4 protein-coding genes are annotated in these 21151 nt (G+C 66.4%); 3 read left to right on the top strand and 1 reads right to left on the bottom strand.

Annotated features, from left to right (window positions below):
- Positions 1–24 precede the first annotated feature (24 nt).
- From V5B60_RS20570 to V5B60_RS20560, 3 genes are all read left to right on the top strand, one after another.
- Positions 25–4908 (top strand): family 16 glycosylhydrolase, encoded by a 4884-nt coding sequence (locus V5B60_RS20570; RefSeq protein WP_332349780.1) that lies wholly within the window; start codon positions 25–27, stop codon positions 4906–4908.
- A 200-nt stretch (positions 4909–5108) separates the two neighbouring features.
- Positions 5109–14285, top strand: coding sequence for a DUF4347 domain-containing protein (locus V5B60_RS20565; protein ID WP_332349778.1), 9177 nt, complete (start codon positions 5109–5111; stop codon positions 14283–14285).
- On the top strand, positions 14263–15813 hold the full coding sequence (locus V5B60_RS20560; protein ID WP_332349776.1) for a tetratricopeptide repeat protein: 1551 nt from the start codon (positions 14263–14265) through the stop codon (positions 15811–15813). The genes V5B60_RS20565 and V5B60_RS20560 overlap by 23 nt, the downstream gene beginning before the upstream one ends.
- On the opposite strand, the gene V5B60_RS20555 is transcribed toward V5B60_RS20560, so the two are convergent.
- Positions 15708–21122, bottom strand: coding sequence for a DegT/DnrJ/EryC1/StrS family aminotransferase (locus V5B60_RS20555; RefSeq protein WP_332349775.1), 5415 nt, complete (start codon positions 21120–21122; stop codon positions 15708–15710). The genes V5B60_RS20560 and V5B60_RS20555 overlap by 106 nt on opposite strands.
- Between the last annotated feature and the right edge of the window lie 29 nt (positions 21123–21151).

Raw genomic sequence — 21151 nt, 5'->3', positions numbered from 1 at the left:
GGCTGGCCGTGACAGGGGGTGGGAATGTCGATTGAGCAGACAGCGGTCCTGTTGTTTGACGATTTCGCGATTGCAGGCCCCGATGTCGACCGGAGCGTGTGGACGACGCCGACGGGGGCCGCCGGGTTTTTCGGTCGCACGGCGATTCGCAATCCATTGTCGGTTGCCGGTGACGGAGGGAAGACCCCGGTTGCCGATGGCGTTGCGCACCTGCGTCTGTCAACCTACAACCCAACGGCGCTCGTGCCGGGCGACAGCTTCTGGGGGTCCGAGATCGATTCGATCCAGACGTTCGCCATCGGCGGCTCAATCCCGGGGCTGCAGTTTGAAGCGCGCGTCGCCTCACCGTTCGGCAAGCCGCCTGGCTTGGTCACTTCGCTGTTCGGGTATCGCCTGATCGATGCGCAGTCGACGAACCATGACGAGATCGACTGGGAGTTCGTCTCCAACCTCTACCAGCCCGGAGTCGATCCACCGCGCGCCCTGATCAATCATTATGCCGACGAGCCTCTCGGCGCGGGTCACGGTGTCGCGCTCGAGTTGCCAACCGGATTTGACTTTACGTCCTTCCACACCTACGGTTTTCGGCTGTTTCCCGGACGGATCGAATGGCTGGTCGATGGTCTGCTCCGGTACTCGTCGACCAGCGCTGTGCCAACCGGGCCGATGGGCGTGAACCTGAACGTCTGGGCGCCCGCGCCTGAGTTTGCTCTCGCCTACAGTGCGGCATTGCAGCCAGCGGCTGATGCGCAGGCGAACGTCGACTTCGACTACCGGGTGGATTGGGTGCGGGTGTCGTCTACCAGCCTGCGCTTCTACGACCAGCCGGAGCACTTCGCCGCGTATGCGAAGATCCTGCCGGGTGTTGCCGAGCCCGCCGTACCCATCTACCACAACGATGCCCTGCTTGGCGGCATCGACTACCACGGCATCGAGTTGTACGACCGCACACCGGGCGGTGCGGGTTACCCGTTGACCTTCGTAGACCTGGTCGCCAACAGCTTTGTCCGCGCGACGTATCAGAAGCCGGACGGTACGTCTGGCTCACTGGGCACGTCCTTTGCCGCAACCTTTTCGTATCGTCCGGCACAAGGGGGCGAGAACCTGCTGTATGTGCCAACGACAGACAAGGCGGAGATCACCACCGGAGGGAGCGACCGCTATACCGATCGCGTCACCGCACACTTCGGCTCGGCAGCTACCGTGAGCAGCACGCGAACCTTTCCAGACCCTTCTCCCGCGGCAACGACGGTGTTCATCACGAACACCCTGCTTGCCACCGAAGAAATCGCCCTCGCAACGGGACTGGCGAGAACGCGGGGCGATGTCGTGCGCAGCGGGACTCTTTCCAGCATGTTCGCTGACGCGCAGCAGTTCGATGCGTCGCTGCTCCTCTGGGAAGACGGCTCAGGCAACGTGCATCATCTGGCGCTTTCGGAGAGCACTCCCAGGGACGCCCATCTCTTTACTGCGCCCCAGGAGCTCGGCCGTTGGGTCGAGCTGGTCAAGGGTGCGGGTTCAACCTGGTTTCCTGACAGCCCGACGATTCGATTGTCGATCACCGACTCGCATGGACTTCGCTTCGGCCTGCAGGGCTTTCTCGCCGCCAGCCGGAATCCGAATGATGATTCTCTCAGCGTATGGCTCGAGGTCCTCGACGCACCGCCTGCCATCGCGCAGGGCACGCGCTACGCGACGGGACTTGCCGTCTCGGCCGTTGCGCCCTTGACCGACCCGTCGACCTACGTCAGTCCCTTCTCGATCAAGCTCGCCGGGACACCGTTTGTCAATGCCGAGTTGAGCGGCTACGACAACCTCGTCGCTACGGGCACTGCCGCAAGCAATGCCCTGCGGGGGAACGCTGGAGCCAATACCCTGAACGGTGAGGGCGGGGACGACACCCTCATCGGTGCGGCGGGCAATGACACACTGAATGGCGGTGACGGCAACGACAGCCTCGACGGCGGGTCCGGCGCCGACACTCTCGACGGTGGCGAAGGCAACGACCGCCTCTGGGGCGGTACCGCTGCCGACAGCCTGACGGGTGGCGACGGCTCCGACCAGTACTACGTTGACCACGCCGGCGACAGCGTCACCGAAACCAACGCCAACCCCGCCACCGGCGGCGCCGACCAGATCTTCAGCTCCCTTGCCGCCTACACCCTCGGCGCGAACGTCGAGAACGGCCGCATTCTTGCCGCCGGCATCGCCAGCCTGACCGGCAACGACCTCGACAACCTCCTGTACGGCGGCAGCGGCAACAGCCTGCTTGACGGCGCCGCTGGCAACGACACCGCGAGCTACCTCTACGGCGTCAGCAGCGGCGTCAGCGTCAGCCTCGCCATCGCCGGCGCACAGGCGACCGGCGGTTCCGGCAGCGACACCCTGGTCGCCATCGAGAACCTCAGCGGCTCGATCCACGCTGACATGCTGACCGGCGACGGCAACGCCAACCGGCTCGAAGGCGCCAACGGCAACGACACCCTGGCCGGTGGTGCCGGCGACGACACCCTCGACGGCGGCCTCGGCGCCGACAGCCTGATCGGTGGCGACGGCTCCGACCAGTATTACGTGGATCATGCCGGTGACCGCGTCACGGAGACGAATGCCAACCCCGTCAGCGGCGGCACCGACCAGGTCTTCAGCGGCCTCGCGGCCTACACCCTCGGCGCCCACATCGAGAACGGCCGGATTCTTGCCACGGGCGCCGCCAACCTCACCGGCAACGCCCTCGACAACCGCCTCGACGCCGGCACCGGCGCCAACCTCCTCGACGGTGCCGGCGGCAACGACACCCTCAGCTACCTCCACGGCGCCAGCAGCGGGGTCAGCGTCAGCCTCGCCATCGCCGCCCCACAGGCCACCGGCGGCTCGGGTACCGACACCCTGATCGCCATCGAAAACCTCGGCGGCTCGACCTGGGACGACACCCTGCGCGGCGACGGCAACGCCAACCGTCTCGACGGTGCGGAGGGCAACGACTTCCTAAATGGCGACGCCGGCGATGACACCCTCGACGGCGGCGCTGGCAACGACCGCCTCTGGGGTGGCAGCGGTGCCGACAGCCTGGTCGGCGGTGACGGCTCCGACTCCTATTACGTCGACAACGCCGGCGACAGCGTCGGCGAAAGCAACGCCAACCCAGCAACCGGCGGCACCGACCAGGTCTTCAGTTATCTCGCCGCCTACACCCTCACCGCCCACATCGAGAACGGCCGCATCCTCGCCACCGGCGCGGCCAACCTCACCGGCAACGCCCTCGACAACCTCCTCGACGCCGGCACCGGCGCCAACCTCCTCGACGGCGCCGGCGGCAACGACACCGTCAGCTACCTCTACGCCGTCATTGGCAGCGGCATCAGCGTCAGCCTCGCCCTTGCCGGCGCCCAGGCGACCGGCGGCTCCGGCAGCGACACCCTCGCCGGCATCGAGAACCTCAGTGGCTCCACCTACGACGACACCCTCACCGGCGACGGCAACGCCAACCGCCTCAACGGCGCGCAGGGCAACGACTTCCTCAACGGCGGCGCCGGCAACGACACCCTCGACGGCGGCGCCGGCAACGACCGCCTCTGGGGTGGCAGCGGCGCCGACAGCCTGCTCGGTGGTGACGGCTCCGACTTCTACTACCTCGACGACGCCGGCGACAGCGTCACTGAGACCAACGCCAACCCGGCAACCGGTGGCACCGACCAGGTTCTCAGCTACCTCGCCAGCACCACCCTCGGCGCCCACATCGAGAACGGCCGCATCCTCACCTCAGGCGTCGCCAACCTCACCGGCAACACCCTCGACAACCTCCTCGACGCCGGCACCGGCGCCAACCTCCTCGACGGTGCCGGCGGCAACGACACCGTCAGCTACCTCTATGGTGCCAGCAGCGGCGTCAGCGTCAGCCTCGCCATCCTCGGCGCCCAGGCCACCGGCGGCTCCGGCAGCGACACCCTCGCCGGAATCGAGAACCTCAGCGGCTCCACCTACGACGACACCCTCACCGGCGACGGCAACGCCAACCGCCTCAACGGCGCGCAAGGCAACGACTTCCTCAATGGCAACGCCGGCAACGACAGCCTCGACGGCGGCGCCGGCAACGACACCCTCTGGGGCGGTACCGGCGCCGACAGCCTGAGCGGTGGCGACGGCTCCGACCTCTACTACGTCGACCACGCCGGCGACAGCGTCAGCGAAAGCAACGCCAATCCCACCACGGGCGGCATCGACCTCGTCTACAGTTCCATCGCCGCCTACACCCTCGGCGCGAACGTCGAGAACGGCCGCATCCTCGCCACCGGCGCCGCGAGCCTGAGCGGCAACGCCCTCGCCAACCTCCTCTACGCCGGCGCCGGCGCCAACGTCCTCGACGGTGCCGGCGGCAACGACACCGCCAGCTACCTCTACGGCGTCAGCGGCAGCGGCGTCACCGCCAGCCTCGCCAGCGGCGCCGCCACCGGCGGCTCCGGCAGCGACACCCTCACCGGCATCGAGAACCTCGTCGGCTCGGCCTACGCCGACACCCTCAGCGGCGACGCCAGCGGCAACGTCCTCAGCGGCGGCAACGGCAACGACACCCTCAGCGGCGGCCTCGGCGCCGACATCTTCCGCTTCGACATGCTGCCGAACGCCGCGACCAACCGCGACACGATCAGCGACTTCAGCGTCTTCGACGACACCATCGAACTCGAGAACGCGATCTTCAGCTCGCTGCCGAACGGCCCGCTGGCCGCCGGCTCGTTCCGCTCCGGTGCCGGGGTCACCACCGCTGCCGACGCCGACGACTACCTCATCTACGACACCGCCAGCGGCGCGCTCTACTACGACGCCAATGGCAACATCGGCGCCGGCCCGGTGCAGATCGCTACCCTCGCCGCCGGCCTGGCGCTCACCAATGTCGACTTCCTCGTCACATGAATCGCGCCCGCCACCCCGCCCAGCCCGCTGCCCGACGGCAGCCGCACCACCGCGCCCAAGCCGCGACCGGCCCCGCGGCGCGGCTTCGCGGCTCTGCATCACCACATCCCCGCCGTTCGCGGCCGGGCCGGTCGCCGGCGGCACCAGCCGCAGCAGCGTCCACCCGGTCGCTCCTGAACCCCTGACCCAGGAGCCGCCCAATGCGCACCAACTGGATATTCGTCGATCACCGCGTCGCCGATCGGCCGGCACTGCTGACGGGTCTCGATGCCCACCACCCATGGCGCCTGATCGGCGCTGACGACGACGGCCTGCGGCAGATCCGGCGGGCGCTGGCGGGGCAGGGCGAAGTCGCCTCGATCCGCATCCTCGCGCACGGCCGGCCGGGCGCGATCCGGCTCGGCGCCGGCGAAGTCGATGCCGGCACGCTCGCCACGCGCGCCGCCGACCTCGCCGCGATCGGCGACTCGCTCGCCGCCGACGCCGACCTGCAGCTCTACGCCTGCGCCGTCGGTGACGGCGAGAGCGGCCGCGCCTTCGTCGCAACCCTCGCCGCAGCCCTCGGCGCCCCGGTCGCCGCCTCCTCGACCCCCGTCGGCCACGCCGACCTCGGCGGCGCCTGGCGGCTCGACGTCGGCGAAGTGCGCACGCCACCGCTCGCCGCGCCGCACTGGCGCGGCCTGCTCGGCATGACCATCGCGCAGCAGCCGATCGCCTTCCCCCGCCACAGCCTGGGCGAATGGCGCAACGAAAAAGCCTTCGCCGCCCTGCGCGCCGACGGCTCGGTCGTCACCTGGGGCGATGCCGCCCATGGTGGCGACAGCAGCACCGTCGCCGCCCAGATTGGCGGCGCGATCGACGTCACACAGATCTTCTCGAACCAGCAGGCCTTTGCCGCGCTGCGTGCTGACGGCTCGGTCATCAGTTGGGGTGATCCCGCTTACGGTGGCAACAGTGCCGCGGTCGCGGCGCAGATCAACGGCACGATCGACGTCGTGCGGATGTTCTCCACGGGGTACGCCTTTGCCGCGCTGCGCGCCGACGGTTCGCTCGTCACCTGGGGCGATTCATCCTGGGGCGGCAACAGTACCGCGGTGGCGGCGCAGCTCGACGGCACGACCGCCGTCACGCAGGTGTTTTCGACGATCAGCGCCTTCGCCGCGCTGCGCGCCGACGGCTCGGTCGTCACCTGGGGCGCGGCACCGTACGGCGGCGACAGTGCCGCGGTCGCGACGCAGATCGACGGGACCAACGACGTCGTGCAGTTGTATTCGACGTACGGCGCCTTCGCCGCGCTGCGCGCCGACGGCTCGGTGGTCACCTGGGGCGATGCCGCGTACGGCGGCAACAGCACCGCCGTCGCCGCGCAACTCGATGGAACGATCGGCGTCACGCAGGTGTTTTCGACGATCAGGGCTTTTGCCGCGCTGCGTGCCGATGGCTCGGTGGTCACCTGGGGACCTTCATCGTATGGCGGCGATAGTGCTGCGGTCTCGGCGCAGCTCGACGGGACGACCGACGTCGTGCATGTGGCTTCGACGCTGTACGCCTTTGCCGCGCTGCGTGCCGACGGATCGCTGGTCACTTGGGGCGATCCCTCGTCCGGTGGCGACAGCAGCGCCGTCGCGGCGCAGCTCGACGGCACGATCGACGTCACGCAGGTCTTCGCGACCAACGGCGCCTTTGCCGCGCTGCGCGCCGACGGCTCGCTCGTCACCTGGGGGGCGGCAGCCTCTGGCGGCGACAGCACCGGCGTCGCGGCGCAGCTCGACGGCACGATCGACATCCGGCGGGTGCTGTCGACCGACGGCGCCTTTGCCGCGCTGCGTGCCGACGGCTCGCTCGTCACCTGGGGATCGGCAGCGTCGGGCGGCGACAGCAGCGTGGTCGCTGCGGGCCTCGACGGGACGGTGGACGTGCGCGAGGTGTTCTCGACCAACGACGCGTTTGCCGCGCTGCGCGCCGACGGCTCGCTGGTGACCTGGGGCGATTCGTCGTCGGGGGGCGATAGCAGCGGCGTCGCGGAGCGGTTCCGGCACGTCGTTGGTCTGGCGAATCCGTTCACCGACGACGTGTTTACTGTGACGCGCATCGGGAACAGCTTTCTCGGACACAGTTCGGGCGCGTGGCGCAACGAGGGTGCGTTTGCGGCAATTCGCGCCGACGGCTCGGTGGTGGCCTGGGGGGATCCGAGCTACGGCGGAGACAGTTCCGCGGTCGCGGCGCAGCTCGACGGGACGAACGACGTCGTGCAGGTGTTTTCGACCGAGAGCGCCTTTGCCGCGCTGCGCGCCGACGGTTCGACCGTCACTTGGGGGGGGGCGTCGTACGGCGGGAACAGCTTCGCGGTCGCGGCGCAGCTTGACGGGACGAACGACGTCGTGCAGGTGTTTTCCACGAGGTACGCGTTTGCCGCGTTGCGCGCCGACGGCTCGGTGGTCACCTGGGGGGATTCGTCGTTTGGTGGAGACAGCTCCGCGGTCGCGGCGCAGCTCGACGGGACGAACGACGTCGTGCAGGTGTTTTCGACCGCGAGCGCCTTTGCCGCGCTGCGTGCCGACGGCTCGGTGGTCACTTGGGGGGATTCGTCGTTTGGTGGAGACAGCTCCGCGGTCGCGGCGCAGCTCGACGGGACGAACGACGTCGTGCAGGTGTTTTTGACCGAGAGCGCCTTTGCCGCGCTGCGCGCCGACGGCTCGGTGGTCACTTGGGGGGATTCGTCGTTCGGTGGAGACAGCTCCGCGGTCGCGGCGAAGCTCGACGGAACGAACGACGTCGTGCAGGTGTTTTCGACGTCGTTGGCCTTTGCCGCGCTGCGTGCCGATGGGTCGGTGGTTACCTGGGGGAATTCGTCGGATGGCGGCAACAGTTCCGCGGTTGCGGCGCAGCTCGACGGGACGAACGACGTCGTGCAAGTGTTTTCGACGGGGTTCGCCTTTGCCGCGCTGCGCGCCGACGGCTCGGTGGTCACCTGGGGGCATGCATCGTCCGGCGGCAACAGCTTCGCGGTCGCGGCGCAGCTGGACGGGACGAACGACGTCGTGCAGGTGTTTTCGACGCGGTCCGCCTTTGCCGCGCTGCGCGCCGACGGCTCGGTGGTCACTTGGGGAGATTCTTGGTCGGGCGGCTACAGTTCCAACTTCGCAGCGCAGCTGGACGGGACGATTGACGTCGCGCAGGTGTTTTCGACGGAGTACGCCTTTGCCGCGCTGCGCGCCGACGGCTCGGTCGTCACTTGGGGGCAGCCGTGGTTGGGCGGCAACAGTGCAGCGCTCGAGGTGCAGCTCGACGGGACGAACGACGTCAAGCAGGTGTTCTCGACGGAGAGCGCCTTTGCCGCGCTGCGCGCCGACGGCTCGGTCGTCACTTGGGGGGATTCGACTCGCGGCGGAGCCATCGGCTACGCGCCACTGGTCAACGGGACGAACGACGTCGTGGACGTGTTTTCGACGGGGTCCGCCTTTGCCGCGTTGCGCGCCGACGGCTCGGTGGTCACTTGGGGGGCTTCCTCCTACGGCGGCAACAGCTCGGCGGTGGCGTCACAGCTCGACGGGACGAACGACGTGACGCAGGTGTTTTCGACGGAGTACGCCTTTGCCGCGCTGCGCGCCGACGGCTCGGTGGTCACATGGGGGAATTCGGGGTTGGGCGGCAACAGTTCCGCAGTGGCGGCGCAGCTCGATGGGACGATCGACGTCACACAGGTGTTTTCGGCGGAACGAGCCTTTGCCGCGCTGCGCGCCGACGGCTCGGTGGTCACGTGGGGCGACGCTGACTTCGGCGGCAACAGCGCGACGGTCTCAGCGCAACTCGACGGGACGAACGACGTCGTGAAGGTGTTTTCGACGAAGAGCGACACTGTCGAGGTGTTCCCCGACGGCGCCTTTGCCGCGCTGCGCGCCGACGGCTCGGTGGTCACATGGGGGGATTCGAACCGCGGCGGTGCCAGCAGCGCCGTCGCCACCGAGCTCGACGGGACGAACGACGTCGTGCAGGTGTTTTCGACGCACGGTGCTTTTGCGGCGCTGCGCGCCGACGGCTCGGTGGTCACTTGGGGGGATTCGTCGTTCGGTGGAGACAGCTCCGCGGTCGCGGCGAAGCTCGACGGAACGAACGACGTCGTGCAGGTGTTTTCGACGTCGTTGGCCTTTGCCGCGCTGCGTGCCGATGGGTCGGTGGTTACCTGGGGGAATTCGTCGGATGGCGGCAACAGTTCCGCGGTTGCGGCGCAGCTCGACGGGACGAACGACGTCGTGCAAGTGTTTTCGACGGGGTTCGCCTTTGCCGCGCTGCGCGCCGACGGCTCGGTGGTCACCTGGGGGCATGCATCGTCCGGCGGCAACAGCTTCGCGGTCGCGGCGCAGCTGGACGGGACGAACGACGTCGTGCAGGTGTTTTCGACGGAAGGGGCCTTTGCGGCACTACGCGCCGACGGTTCCGTGGTCACTTGGGGGGGAGCGGGAGGCGATAGTTCGCCAGTCGGGGCGCAGCTCGACGGGGCGAACGACGTCGTGCAGGTGTGTTCGACGGAGTACGCCTTTGCCGCGCTGCGCGCCGATGGCTCTGTGGTCACTTGGGGAGACTCACGCTGGGGCGGCGACAGTTCCGCGGTGGCGGCGCAGCTCGACGGGACGAACGACGTGACGGAGTTGTTTTCGACGGCTGAGGCCTTTGCCGCGCTGCGCGCCGACGGGTCCCTGATCACTTGGGGCGACTCGTCGGCTGGCGGCGACCTTAGCGCCCTGGGCAGCCCGTGGTCCGACGTCGTCAACATCGCCACCCCGTCTGACGGCGACCTGTCCGTACGCGTCGACGCCAGCGACTCTTTCCACTCTGCCCCGTCCGGCAGCGACCGCAGCGTGCTCGTCGCCGAAGACGCCGCTTACACCTTCGGCGGCGCCGACTTCCCTCTCACCGATCCCAGCGACCTTCCGGCCGACGGCCTGCTTGCCATCCGCATCGCCACGCTGCCCGCCGCCGGTAGCCTGACCCTCTCGGGCGCCGCGGTCACCGTTGGCCAGTCGATCGCCGTCGCCGCCCTCGCTGCTGGCCAGCTCGTTTTCACGCCGGCCACCAACACCAGCGGCAACGCCTACGCCAGCTTCAGCTTCCAGGTCCAGGATGACGGTGGCACCGCCGACGGCGGCGCCGACCTCGACCCGACGCCGAACCTCATCACGATCGACGTGACGCCGGTGAACGACGCGCCGTTGGGCGCCGACAACACGGTCAGCACCTACGAAGACAACCCCTACGTCTTCGATGCAGCCGACTTCGGCTTCAGCGACGCAACCGACACCCCTGCCAACGCACTCCTCGCCGTGCGCATCGGCACGCTGCCCGTCGCCGGCAGCCTCACCCTCTCGGGCGCCGCCGTCAGCCCCGGGCAGACGATCACCGCCAGCGACATCGTCGCCGGCAACCTCGTTTTCACGCCGGCCGCCAACGCCAGCGGCAACGCCTACGCCAGCTTCAGCTTCCAGGTGCAGGATGACGGCGGCACCGTCGGTGGCGGCATCGACCTCGATCCATCGGCGAACGCCATCACGATCGATGTCAGGCCGTTGGTCGGCGGGGATGGCGACGACCACCTGCCTGGCGGCCCGAACGACAACACGCTCGAGGGTCTTGGCGGCAACGACACCCTCGATGGCGGCGCAGGCAACGACACGCTCGCCGGCGGTGCCGGCGACGACCGGCTGCTCGGAGGGCAGGGGACCGACACGGCGCGCTACAGCGACGCGGGCAGTGGTGTCACCGTCACGCTCGCCACGCAGGGTGTGCCACAGAACACATCCGGCGCCGGCCTCGACACGCTCATCGGCATCGAGAACCTCGTCGGCTCCGCCTTCGCCGACACCCTGACCGGCGACGGCAACGCCAACCGCCTCGAAGGCGGCAGCGGCGATGACGCGCTCGACGGCGGTGCCGGCAACGACAGCCTCGACGGCGGCGCCGGCAACGACCTGCTCTGGGGCGGCAGCGGTGCCGACAGCCTGCTCGGCGGCGACGGCTCCGACCTCTACTACGTCGACCACGCCGGTGACAGCGTCACCGAAACCAACGCCAACCCCGCGTCTGGGGGTACCGACCAAGTCTACGGCTACCTCCCCACCTACACCCTCACGGCGCACGTCGAGAATGGCCGCATCCTTGCCAGCGGCGCCGCCAACCTCACCGGCAACGGCCTCGACAACCTGCTCTACGCCGGCAGCGGCCACAACCTCCTCGACGGCGCCGGCGGCAACGACACCGTCAGCTACCTCTACGGTGCCAGCAGCGGCGTCAGCATCAGCCTCGCCCTTGCCGGCGCGCAGGCGACCGGTGGCTCCGGCAGTGACACCCTCATGTCGATCGAGCACCTCATCGGCTCCAACCAGGACGACAGCCTCGCCGGCGACGGCAACGCCAACCGCCTCGAAGGCGGCAACGGCAACGACACACTCGCCGGTGGTGCCGGCAACGACACCCTTTCCGGCAGCGCGGGCAGCGACACCGCCAGCTACGCCGATGCCGCCAGCGGCGTCAGCGTCAGCCTCGCCATCGCCGCTCCGCAGGCCACCGGTGGCTCCGGCAGCGACACCCTGATCGCCATCGAGAACCTCAGCGGCTCGACCTGGGACGACACCCTGCGCGGCGACGGCAACGCCAACCGCCTGAGTGGCGCGCAGGGCAACGACTTCCTAAATGGCGACGCCGGCAACGACACCCTCGACGGCGGCGCCGGCAACGACCGCCTCTGGGGCGGCAGCGGTGCCGACAGCCTGATCGGCGGTGACGGCTCCGACTCCTATTACGTCGACAACGCCGGCGACAGCGTCAGCGAGACCAACGCCAACCCCGCGTCCGGTGGCACCGACCAGGTCTACAGCTACCTCTCCACCTACACCCTCACGGCGCACGTCGAGAACGGCCGCATCCTTGCCACCGGCGCCGCCAACCTCACCGGCAACGCCCTCGACAACCTGCTCTACGCCGGCAGCGGCCACAACGTCCTCGACGGCGCCGGCGGCAACGACACCGTCAGCTACCTCTATGGTGCCAGCAGCGGCGTCAGCATCAGCTTGGCCATTCCCGGCGCGCAGGCGACCGGTGGCTCCGGCAGTGACACCCTCATGTCGATCGAGCACCTCATCGGCTCCAACCAGGACGACAGCCTCGCCGGCGACGGCAACGCCAACCGCCTCGAAGGCGGCAACGGCAACGACACGCTCGCCGGTGGTGCCGGCAACGACACGCTCTCCGGCAGCGCGGGCAGCGACACCGCCAGCTACGCCGATGCCACCAGCGGCGTCAGCGTCAGCCTCGCCATCGCCGCTCCGCAGGCCACCGGCGGCTCCGGCAGCGACACCCTGATCGGCATCGAGAACCTCGGCGGCTCAACCTGGGACGACACCCTGCGCGGCGACGGAAGCGCCAACCGTCTCGACGGTGCGCAGGGCAACGACTTCCTAAATGGCGACGCCGGCAACGACACCCTCGACGGCGGCGCCGGCAACGACCGCCTCTGGGGCGGCACCGGTGCCGACAGCCTGATCGGTGGCGACGGCTCCGACTCCTACTACGTCGATGACGCCGGCGACAGCGTCAGCGAGACCAACGCCAACCCCGCCACCGGCGGCACCGACCAGGTCTTCAGCTACCTCGCCGCCTACACCCTCGCCACGCACATCGAGAACGGCCGCATCCTCGCCACCGGCGCCGCCAACCTCACCGGCAACGCCCTCGACAACCTCCTCGACGCCGGCACCGGCGCCAACCTCCTCGACGGCGCCGGCGGCAACGACACCGTCAGCTACCTCTACGCCGTCAGCGGCAGCGGCGTCAGCGTCAGCCTCGCCATCCTCGGCGCCCAAGCCACCGGCGGCTCCGGCAGCGACACACTCGCCGGCATCGAGAACCTCACCGGCTCCATCTACGACGACACCCTTACCGGCGACGGCAACGCCAACCGCCTCAACGGCGCGCAGGGCAACGACTTCCTCAACGGCGGCGCCGGCAACGACACCCTCGACGGCGGCGCCGGCAACGACCGCCTCTGGGGTGGCAGCGGCGCCGACAGCCTGCTCGGTGGTGACGGCTCCGACTTCTACTACCTCGACGACGCCGGCGACAGCGTCACTGAGACCAACGCCAACCCGGCAACCGGTGGCACCGACCAGGTTCTCAGCTACCTCGCCAGCACCACCCTCGGCGCCCACATCGAGAACGGCCGCATCCTCACCTCAGGCGTCGCCAACCTCACCGGCAACACCCTCGACAACCTCCTCGACGCCGGCACCGGCGCCAACCTCCTCGACGGTGCCGGCGGCAACGACACCGTCAGCTACCTCTATGGTGCCAGCAGCGGCGTCAGCGTCAGCCTCGCCATCCTCGGCGCCCAGGCCACCGGCGGCTCCGGCAGCGACACCCTCGCCGGAATCGAGAACCTCAGCGGCTCCACCTATGACGACAGCCTCACCGGCGACGGCAACGCCAACCGCCTCAACGGCGCGCAAGGCAACGACTTCCTCAATGGCAACGCCGGCAACGACAGCCTCGACGGCGGCGCCGGCAACGACACCCTCTGGGGCGGTACCGGCGCCGACAGCCTGAGCGGTGGCGACGGCTCCGACCTCTACTACGTCGACCACGCCGGCGACAGCGTCAGCGAAAGCAACGCCAATCCCACCACGGGCGGCATCGACCTCGTCTACAGTTCCATCGCCGCCTACACCCTCGGCGCGAACGTCGAGAACGGCCGCATCCTCGCCACCGGCGCCGCGAGCCTGAGCGGCAACGCCCTCGCCAACCTCCTCTACGCCGGCGCCGGCGCCAACGTCCTCGACGGTGCCGGCGGCAACGACACCGCCAGCTACCTCTACGGCGTCAGCGGCAGCGGCGTCACCGCCAGCCTCGCCAGCGGCACCGCGACCGGCGGCTCCGGCAGCGACACCCTCACCGGCATCGAGAACCTCGTCGGCTCGGCCTACGCCGACACCCTCAGCGGCGACGGCGGCGGCAACCTCCTCAGCGGCGGCAACGGCAACGACACCCTCAGCGGCGGCCTCGGCGCCGACACTTTCCGCTTCGACACCCTGCCCAACGCCGCGACCAACCGCGACACGATCAACGACTTCAACGTCCTCGACGACACGATCGAACTCGAGAACGCCATCTTCGCCTCGCTGCTGAGCCCCGGCACCCTCGCCGCCACCTCGTTCCGCTCCGGCGCCGGCCTCACCGCCGCCGCCGACGCCGACGACTACCTCATCTACGACACCACCAGCGGCGCGCTCTACTATGATGCCGCCGGCAACGGCGGGGCCGGCCCGGTGCACATCGCGACGCTCACCGGCATCCCGGCGCTAACCATTGCCGACTTCTTCATCACCTGAGGACACCGATGCGCAGCACGCCACGCCATCACGCCCGCGCAGCGCGCGACCATGCGCCCCGCTGACCCGGTCGCAGCGGGCGAGGGCGCGCCCGCTGCCGCGGCGGACAGCCGCTGGGCAGCCCTGCGCCAGACACCGACCGCTCGACGCCGGCCTGTGGCTCGCACTCGCGCGCGACTACCAGCGGCACGAACTGCCGTGGCAGGCCGCCTACGCCGCCCGTCAGGCTCTGCGCAGCGACCCCGGCGTACGCTCGCTCTCCCAGCTCGACGCTCTGGCACTCGGTGACCGGTACGACCCGGCCACGGGCGACGCCCAACTCGGCCAACCCCGCCTCGCGCACGCCGCCACCCTCATCGAGCACTTCGAGGTGCGCACCCGCGAACGCCCCGACGACTGGCTCACTTGGCTCTACCTCGCTCGCCTCCAAGACATGCGGGCAGCAGAACGCTCGGCGCCCGACACCCCCGGCGCCCCCGACCCCACCCCCGCCAGCGCCCGGGACGCCGCACTCGCCCAGGCCCGCCAGCACGAAATCCTCCCCGGCGAAAGCCTGCACTGGCTCGGCGTCTGGCGGCTCAACGCCGGCGACGCCGCAGGCGCCGTCGACGCCCTGTCCGCGCTGATCGACAACCGTCCGCCGCGCTACGGCTCGCTGATGTACCTCGGCGAAGCCCTGCTGCGCAGCGACCGCATCGCCGCCGCCGAGACCGCCGTCAGCCGCGCCTCGCAGTCGGCCAACCCCGACTTCCTGAGCGACCTCGCCGCGCGCGTCTACGCCCACAACTACTGGCGCGAAGCGATCGCCCTCCTGCAGAAAGCGCTCAGTCTGCGGCCCGAGCACGTCCCCACTCGGATCGCGCTGGCGCGCATCCAGTCCGAAGTCCACCGCCTCGCCGACTGCCGCGACAGCCTCGCGCGCATCGCCCGGCTCGCCCCCGGGCAACCCGAAGCCGCCCTGCTCACCGCCGGCCTGCACGGCCGCCTCGGCGACGCCCGCAGCCAGCGCCTCGCGCAGCAGGAACTGCTGGCCGCCAACGACGACCCGCTGTCGCGGCTCGCCTCGAGCATCGCCATGACCGCGCTCTACGACGACAGCCTGACGGCCCGCGAAATCGCCGCGCTGCACCGGCAGCTCTGCGCCCCGATCGAAGCCGCGCTGCCCGAGCGCACCGCCTTCCCCAACCCGCGCACCACCCAGCGCCGGCTGCGCATCGGCTACGTCACCGGCGACCTGCACCGGCAGCACCCGGTCAACCTCTTCATGCTGCCGGTCCTCGGCCGCCACGACCACCGTCGCTGCGACATCACCGTCTACCACACCGGCCGGATGTTCGACGCCTACACCCGCCGAGCGCAGGCCGCCCGGCGAGAGAGAATGGTTCGTCGGAGTGCCAATGCCCAAGGAGAGAAACTGAGCTCTCAGGCAGTCGCTGTCCGTTTCGCGCGACGGGAAAAGGCAGTTGCAACTTTTTTAATGGCCCTGGCGATATCACGAACGTCCGCGTCCGAGAAACTGTTGCGGTAATGGAAATATCCCAGGTTCGGAAGCATTCTCTCAACCACTGGCAGTTTCACCAAACGGTAATCGACCCTTGTCAAGCCACTTTCGTCAATGAACGGAAAACCCGATTGTCCATAAGTGCGCGAATTGACAAAAAGGGGAGCGCGATATAACGGCCTTCCCTTGATGTAAGGACCGCAGGCATCTTGGATGCCCTCGGCCTTCAGTGCGGCGACAAATTCATCCAGCGTGCCTCCCACCTTGCGTGGATCCAAACAATAAGGATACACATAATAGACGGGCCGATCATTGTTACGGCGTGCCGGCAACGTGAATCCTTCGAAATCATTGAACACCGCATCCCATGCCTTCGCCGCATTTTCCCTCATGCGCGTGGCCGCCTCGAGTTTTGCGAGCTGTGCGACTCCTATGGCCGCCTGCAAGTCCGTCATCGGAGAATAGGTTCCAAGCCGCCAATACGGTTCCCAAACGCCGCGGATCTGCTCGCTGCCCTTGCTCAGGAACCCTCGAACCCTGGCGGCAAGTCCATCGTCGTTGGTGAGGACGAACCCCCCTTGATCGGTTGTCAGGGTTTTCAGGCTCATCGAAAAGCAGGCCATATCACCGAAGCTGCCGATCATGCGCCCATTGAACTCGGCGAAGTGAGCCTGGGCACAATCCTCAATGACTGGCAGGGAGTGGCGCTTGGCTATACGCATGATCGAATCCATATCGCATGGATTTCCGAAAATGTGTACCACTAGAATGGCGCGGGTTCTTTCAGTGATCTTGCGCTCGATATCGGCGGGATCCATGTTGAAGGAAGCGGGATCCCAATCGACGAAGACAGGAATCAAATTATGCATCAGGATGCCAATGACGCTACCTATGTCCGTAACTGGTGTGGTAATGATCTCGTCCATCGGACTTGGATTGAGCGCCCCGATCGCGGCATGAATGGCGGACGTTCCACAACCGGTCGGAATGGCGTTCCGCATGCCGTAGCATTGAGCGAACAAGCCGGAGAACTCGCGTACCTTATAACCTTGACGCCATTCCCATGGGGCGCGGTCAAGAACTTCCAACACCTGTTGTCGGTCCGTTTCGTCGAAGATCCAGCGGGGTCCGAAAGCCCTGGCGCGAACGGGCATGCCGCCCTCTATTGCCAAGCGGTCGCTGATGGGTTCGCAAATCTCTACGGAGTCAATCAGCAATTCCGCGCTGCCACCTCCCTGCAACTCCAGAACTTCGAGTTGTACCTTTAGAGCCTCGTGGGTGTGGGTGAATTCCTTGCGAACGGTGACGCTCTGCGCAATCCCCGGAGCAAGCGTGACAGGTCTATGCGCCCCTTCATACTCAGAGTCACCATGGCGGCCGATGCTGACGCGAACAGCCATCTCCTTGTTCGCCTCCAGCCGCATGGTCGCCGCGAACTCCCTCGCCTCAGTCTGGCCCAGGCTGTCGAACACCGCCACCCAGAGCTTCTGCTTGGCACCGGACTCGACGTAGCTCCACTTGTTGCCCGAAATCTCCCTGAAGTTGGGACCCGGCAATACCTTGAACCCGCGGCCCCTCGCAGGGGATTGAAGCGAAGCGACCGATCCACCGGCTCTGTCGCTGGAAGAGGAGTCTCTTGATGGGTGTGCCAAGGCACCAGGCGTAGGGTAGAGCGGAACGACCTGAGCCACCGCGGAGCTGGCGAGGGAACCCGTCATTTGCCGAGGTTCTGCGCCTGACTGGTTGGTCACCGAGTGTTCGTCGGCGCTCGGGCCGGCCGAACTGATCGCAACCGAGTCAATCAGCAATTCTGCCGTCTGACCGCCCTGCAGTTGCAGAACTTCCAGCTGTATCTTCAACGCTTCGTGGCTTCTGGCGAATTCCTTGCGAACCGACACACTTTGCGCAATGCCCGGAGCAAGCCGGACGGACCTAAGCGCTCCTTCGTACTCCGAGCCGCCGTGCCGACCGATACTGACGCGAACACCCATCTCCGCAGTGGACTCCAGTCGCATGGTGGCCCCGAACTCCCTGGCGGCTGTTGGACCAACGTTCTCAAACACGGCCACCCAAAGCTTCTGCTTGGCGTCCGAGTCGACGAAGCCCCACCTGTTGGCCGAAATCCTGGTGAAATTCGGCCCGGCAACTACCCTGAACGATGGGCCCGCAGCCGGGGGCTGGAGCGACGTCCCTGGTCTGTCAGAGCTCTGCTTTGGAGCAGCTTCCCGCGTGCCTAGGGGCAGGGCTTCTACGGTAACGTGCTGAGAAACAACCTGAACCGGCTCAGGTGCGGCAAGCGCCTCCGTGATGGGCGCGGCGTGTACAGCTCCTTGGCTTTTCATGGAGCCCTCTTTCGTCTTGCCGCAGATTGGGCCAATCGATACCGCGTCGATCAGCAATTCAGCCGTGCCGCCCCCTTCCAACTCCAGAACTTCCAACTGTACCTTCAACGCTTGGTGGGTTCTGGAGAACTCCTTGTGAACGGAGACGTCCTGCGGTATTCCCGCCACAAGCCCAACAGACCTGTACGCCCCCTCGTACTCCGAGCTGCCCTCGCGACCGATGCTGACGCGCACAGTCATCGTTCGATTCGATTCAACGCGAATAGTCGCTGCAAACTCCCTCGCCGCAGTCGGGCCTGGATCGTTGAAAACCGCAATCCAAATCTTCTGGGTGGTGCCCGAGTCGAGATAGCGCCATCGATTGCGAGAAATGTGCCTGAAATGCAACCCGGGCTTCACAGTGAATCCCTGATTCTCCTTGTGGGTCGATAACTCTGCCTCGCCTTGGATCGGTGAAAAGAAGCGGCCAAAGGTATATGAAACGCCCATTACGGGAATACTTGCAATCAACCTATCCTCGGACACGCTCAATACGGAAATCTGGCTTCTTGACCAATTGGCAACGTACAACCGAGTACCCTGCGGATCCACGTCAATTCCGGTCGGGGCTCCGCCGACAAAGATCTTGCCGACGGGCTCGTTTGCTGCTGCATCAACGACCGTGACGTTTCCGTCCTCGCGGTCCGTGACGTAGATTTTTTCATCGTTTGGGGTTATGGCAAGGTCGAACGGCGCACTGCCAACTGGGATTCTGCCAATCACGCTTCTTGTTCCGGGATCGATAACGGCGACAGCATTGCTGCTCTGGCAGACCACATAAAGACGAGTCCCCGCCGAGTTGACAGCAATGCTAACCGGGCCGCCATCGACCGCAATCGGAGCCCCCGATATGCGCTTTTCGGTTGGGTCGATTACGTACACGGCGTTATCCTCGCAATTTGCCGCATAAACAGTTCCATCGACCGGATTAACGGAAACGTCCAGAGTATTTTGCCCGATGTCGATGTCGGCGATACGCTTGTTGCGAAGGCAATCGATCACCGTCACACCACCGCCTTTCTGGGTGGCGACATACAATTGCGAACCATCAGGCGAAAGTCGCATGCCAACCGGCTTGCTCCCCACCGGGATGGTGGCGAGGCATTCGTGGTTTTGCGCGTCGAAAACCGTCACGCTACTCGCGCCGTAGTTCCCGACGTAGAATCGCTCACCATTCGGCGCGACGGCTATCCCCTGCGGCTCATGCTGTGTGGGAATGTTTGCAACACAGGCATTGGCGTCGAGGTCGATGACAGAGACGGAGTCCTTCTCGAAATTCGCGATGTAGGCTTTTCTCATGGCACATCCTCGTGTGGGTAACTGGCTCCTGGCGCTTATCGCCACTGAGTCGATCAACAGTTCTGCTGTCCCGCCTGTTTGCATTTGCAGGACGTCCAGCTGCAGCTTCAACGAATCATGTGAGTTGCCGAATATTTTGCGCACCACCACGGGCTGCGCGATTCCTGGGGCAAGGCAGACACGTTTGTTTGCACCCTCGTAGTTCGACGCTCCGTAACGCCCTATGCTGACGTCCACCATCATTCCGTGGCTCGACTGCAAACGAACGGTGGCGACGAATTCCCTGCCAGCAGTCGGGCCCAGAGCGTCGAATACGGCCACCCAAAGCTTCTGCCTGGCGTTCGAATGGACGTAGCTCCAACGGTTCGGCGAAATCTGGTTGAAATGAAGACTTGGCTCCAGCCGAAGACCCGGCCCGTCGACGCAGCGGCTAGAGGCAGTCTTCTGGCCGCTGCGGAGCACGGTCTGTCGTGCCTGCTCAGCATGCAACATCCCATCGTGCGAAAGGCCGGAACCAGCTGAGCCAGTGTCCGTCGTCACCTCACATCTGTCAAGTGACGAGTCGGCCGGGTCATCAAAGACCCGGAAAAACGAAGCCGCTCGAGATCCAGTCGGCTTTGGTGCCGGGACATACAGTGCAACCATGGGCGTGTCACGCTGGTAAGCAACGGACTTCGACGAAGTGAGCGCACATTGTTCGCGAAGAACTCTCCAATCCTCCGTGTCAATCCTGAAACGTCCACCGTGCGATGGCGTGTGGTTGAGGGTAAAGTGAATTTCCCTGAACCCGATCTCCTGTGCCAAACGCTTTGCCTCGTGAATTTCCTCTTGCGAGTCATTCCACTTGGTCAGGACATATCTCCAGGATAGATCGAAATTGCCTTGGTGGCGATCGCGGATCTCGGCTGTTCGTTTCGCGGCGTCAAATGCAGCTCGTAGATCAAAAGAACGTCCCATATACCTCTTCACACTGGACTGCCTCGCACCATGTATGGAGAACAGGATATGATTGATTCCGGATGTTGGTAGCTGCTCAAATACGCCCAGCTTTCCCATCAATGCCCCGTTCGTCGAGGTGAAGAGGAAGGTGCTGGAATTCTGCATCCTTGCCGCGCGTGTGAACTCTGCCCACCGCGGATTCAACCAGGTTTCCCCAAGATGATAGAGACGCATCTGGCTGATGTCTTGGCCGGTACCGCTCAGCCATTCCAGGAGCCGATCAATGTCCATATTCGCCGCGCCACGAGCCGAGCGAAACTGGGGCTGCGACACAAAACAGTCCACACACCTCAAATCGCACTTGCTGGACAGCTCGAGGTTCAGTATTACGGAGCGTGGATTGAACGCCTGGAGAAACTGTTGAATCTTCCCGTCCCTGTTGTCGACACTGAGCCACTTGGCACCCGGGCGCCCAATTCGTCTTGACTCGGGTATGGTCAGATAGCAATAGTGACAATGGGGAAGCAGTGATGGATCGCTCATCACTGCAAGACGCAAATCGCGATACCTTTGTGCTATTTCGGGAAAGGCATGCTCGTAAAGACTGGCAAAGGCGTTGTCACCGCTGCAGTCTTTGGTGCAGGTCGTCACCCTGCCATCGGATAGCGCCACCGGCGACTTCATGAAGCCACAAAGAAACTTGGGTGACCATTCCATTTCATGTGCCTCGCCATGGATGCGGCGGC

Origin of the sequence: Accumulibacter sp. (assembly GCF_036625195.1) — a bacterium.
Taxonomy (GTDB): Bacteria; Pseudomonadota; Gammaproteobacteria; order Burkholderiales; family Rhodocyclaceae; genus Accumulibacter.
Note: the sequence above shows the minus strand (reverse complement) of the source record. Positions and strands in the feature narration are given on the sequence as shown.

Excerpts from the sequence above, each read along its gene's own strand:
- V5B60_RS20570 (WP_332349780.1), top strand. The coding sequence starts at position 25 with ATGTCGATTGAGCAGACAGCGGTCCTGTTGTTTGACGATTTCGCGATT.
- V5B60_RS20565 (WP_332349778.1), top strand. The coding sequence starts at position 5,109 with ATGCGCACCAACTGGATATTCGTCGATCACCGCGTCGCCGATCGGCCG.
- V5B60_RS20555 (WP_332349775.1), bottom strand. The coding sequence starts at position 21,122 with ATGGAATGGTCACCCAAGTTTCTTTGTGGCTTCATGAAGTCGCCGGTG.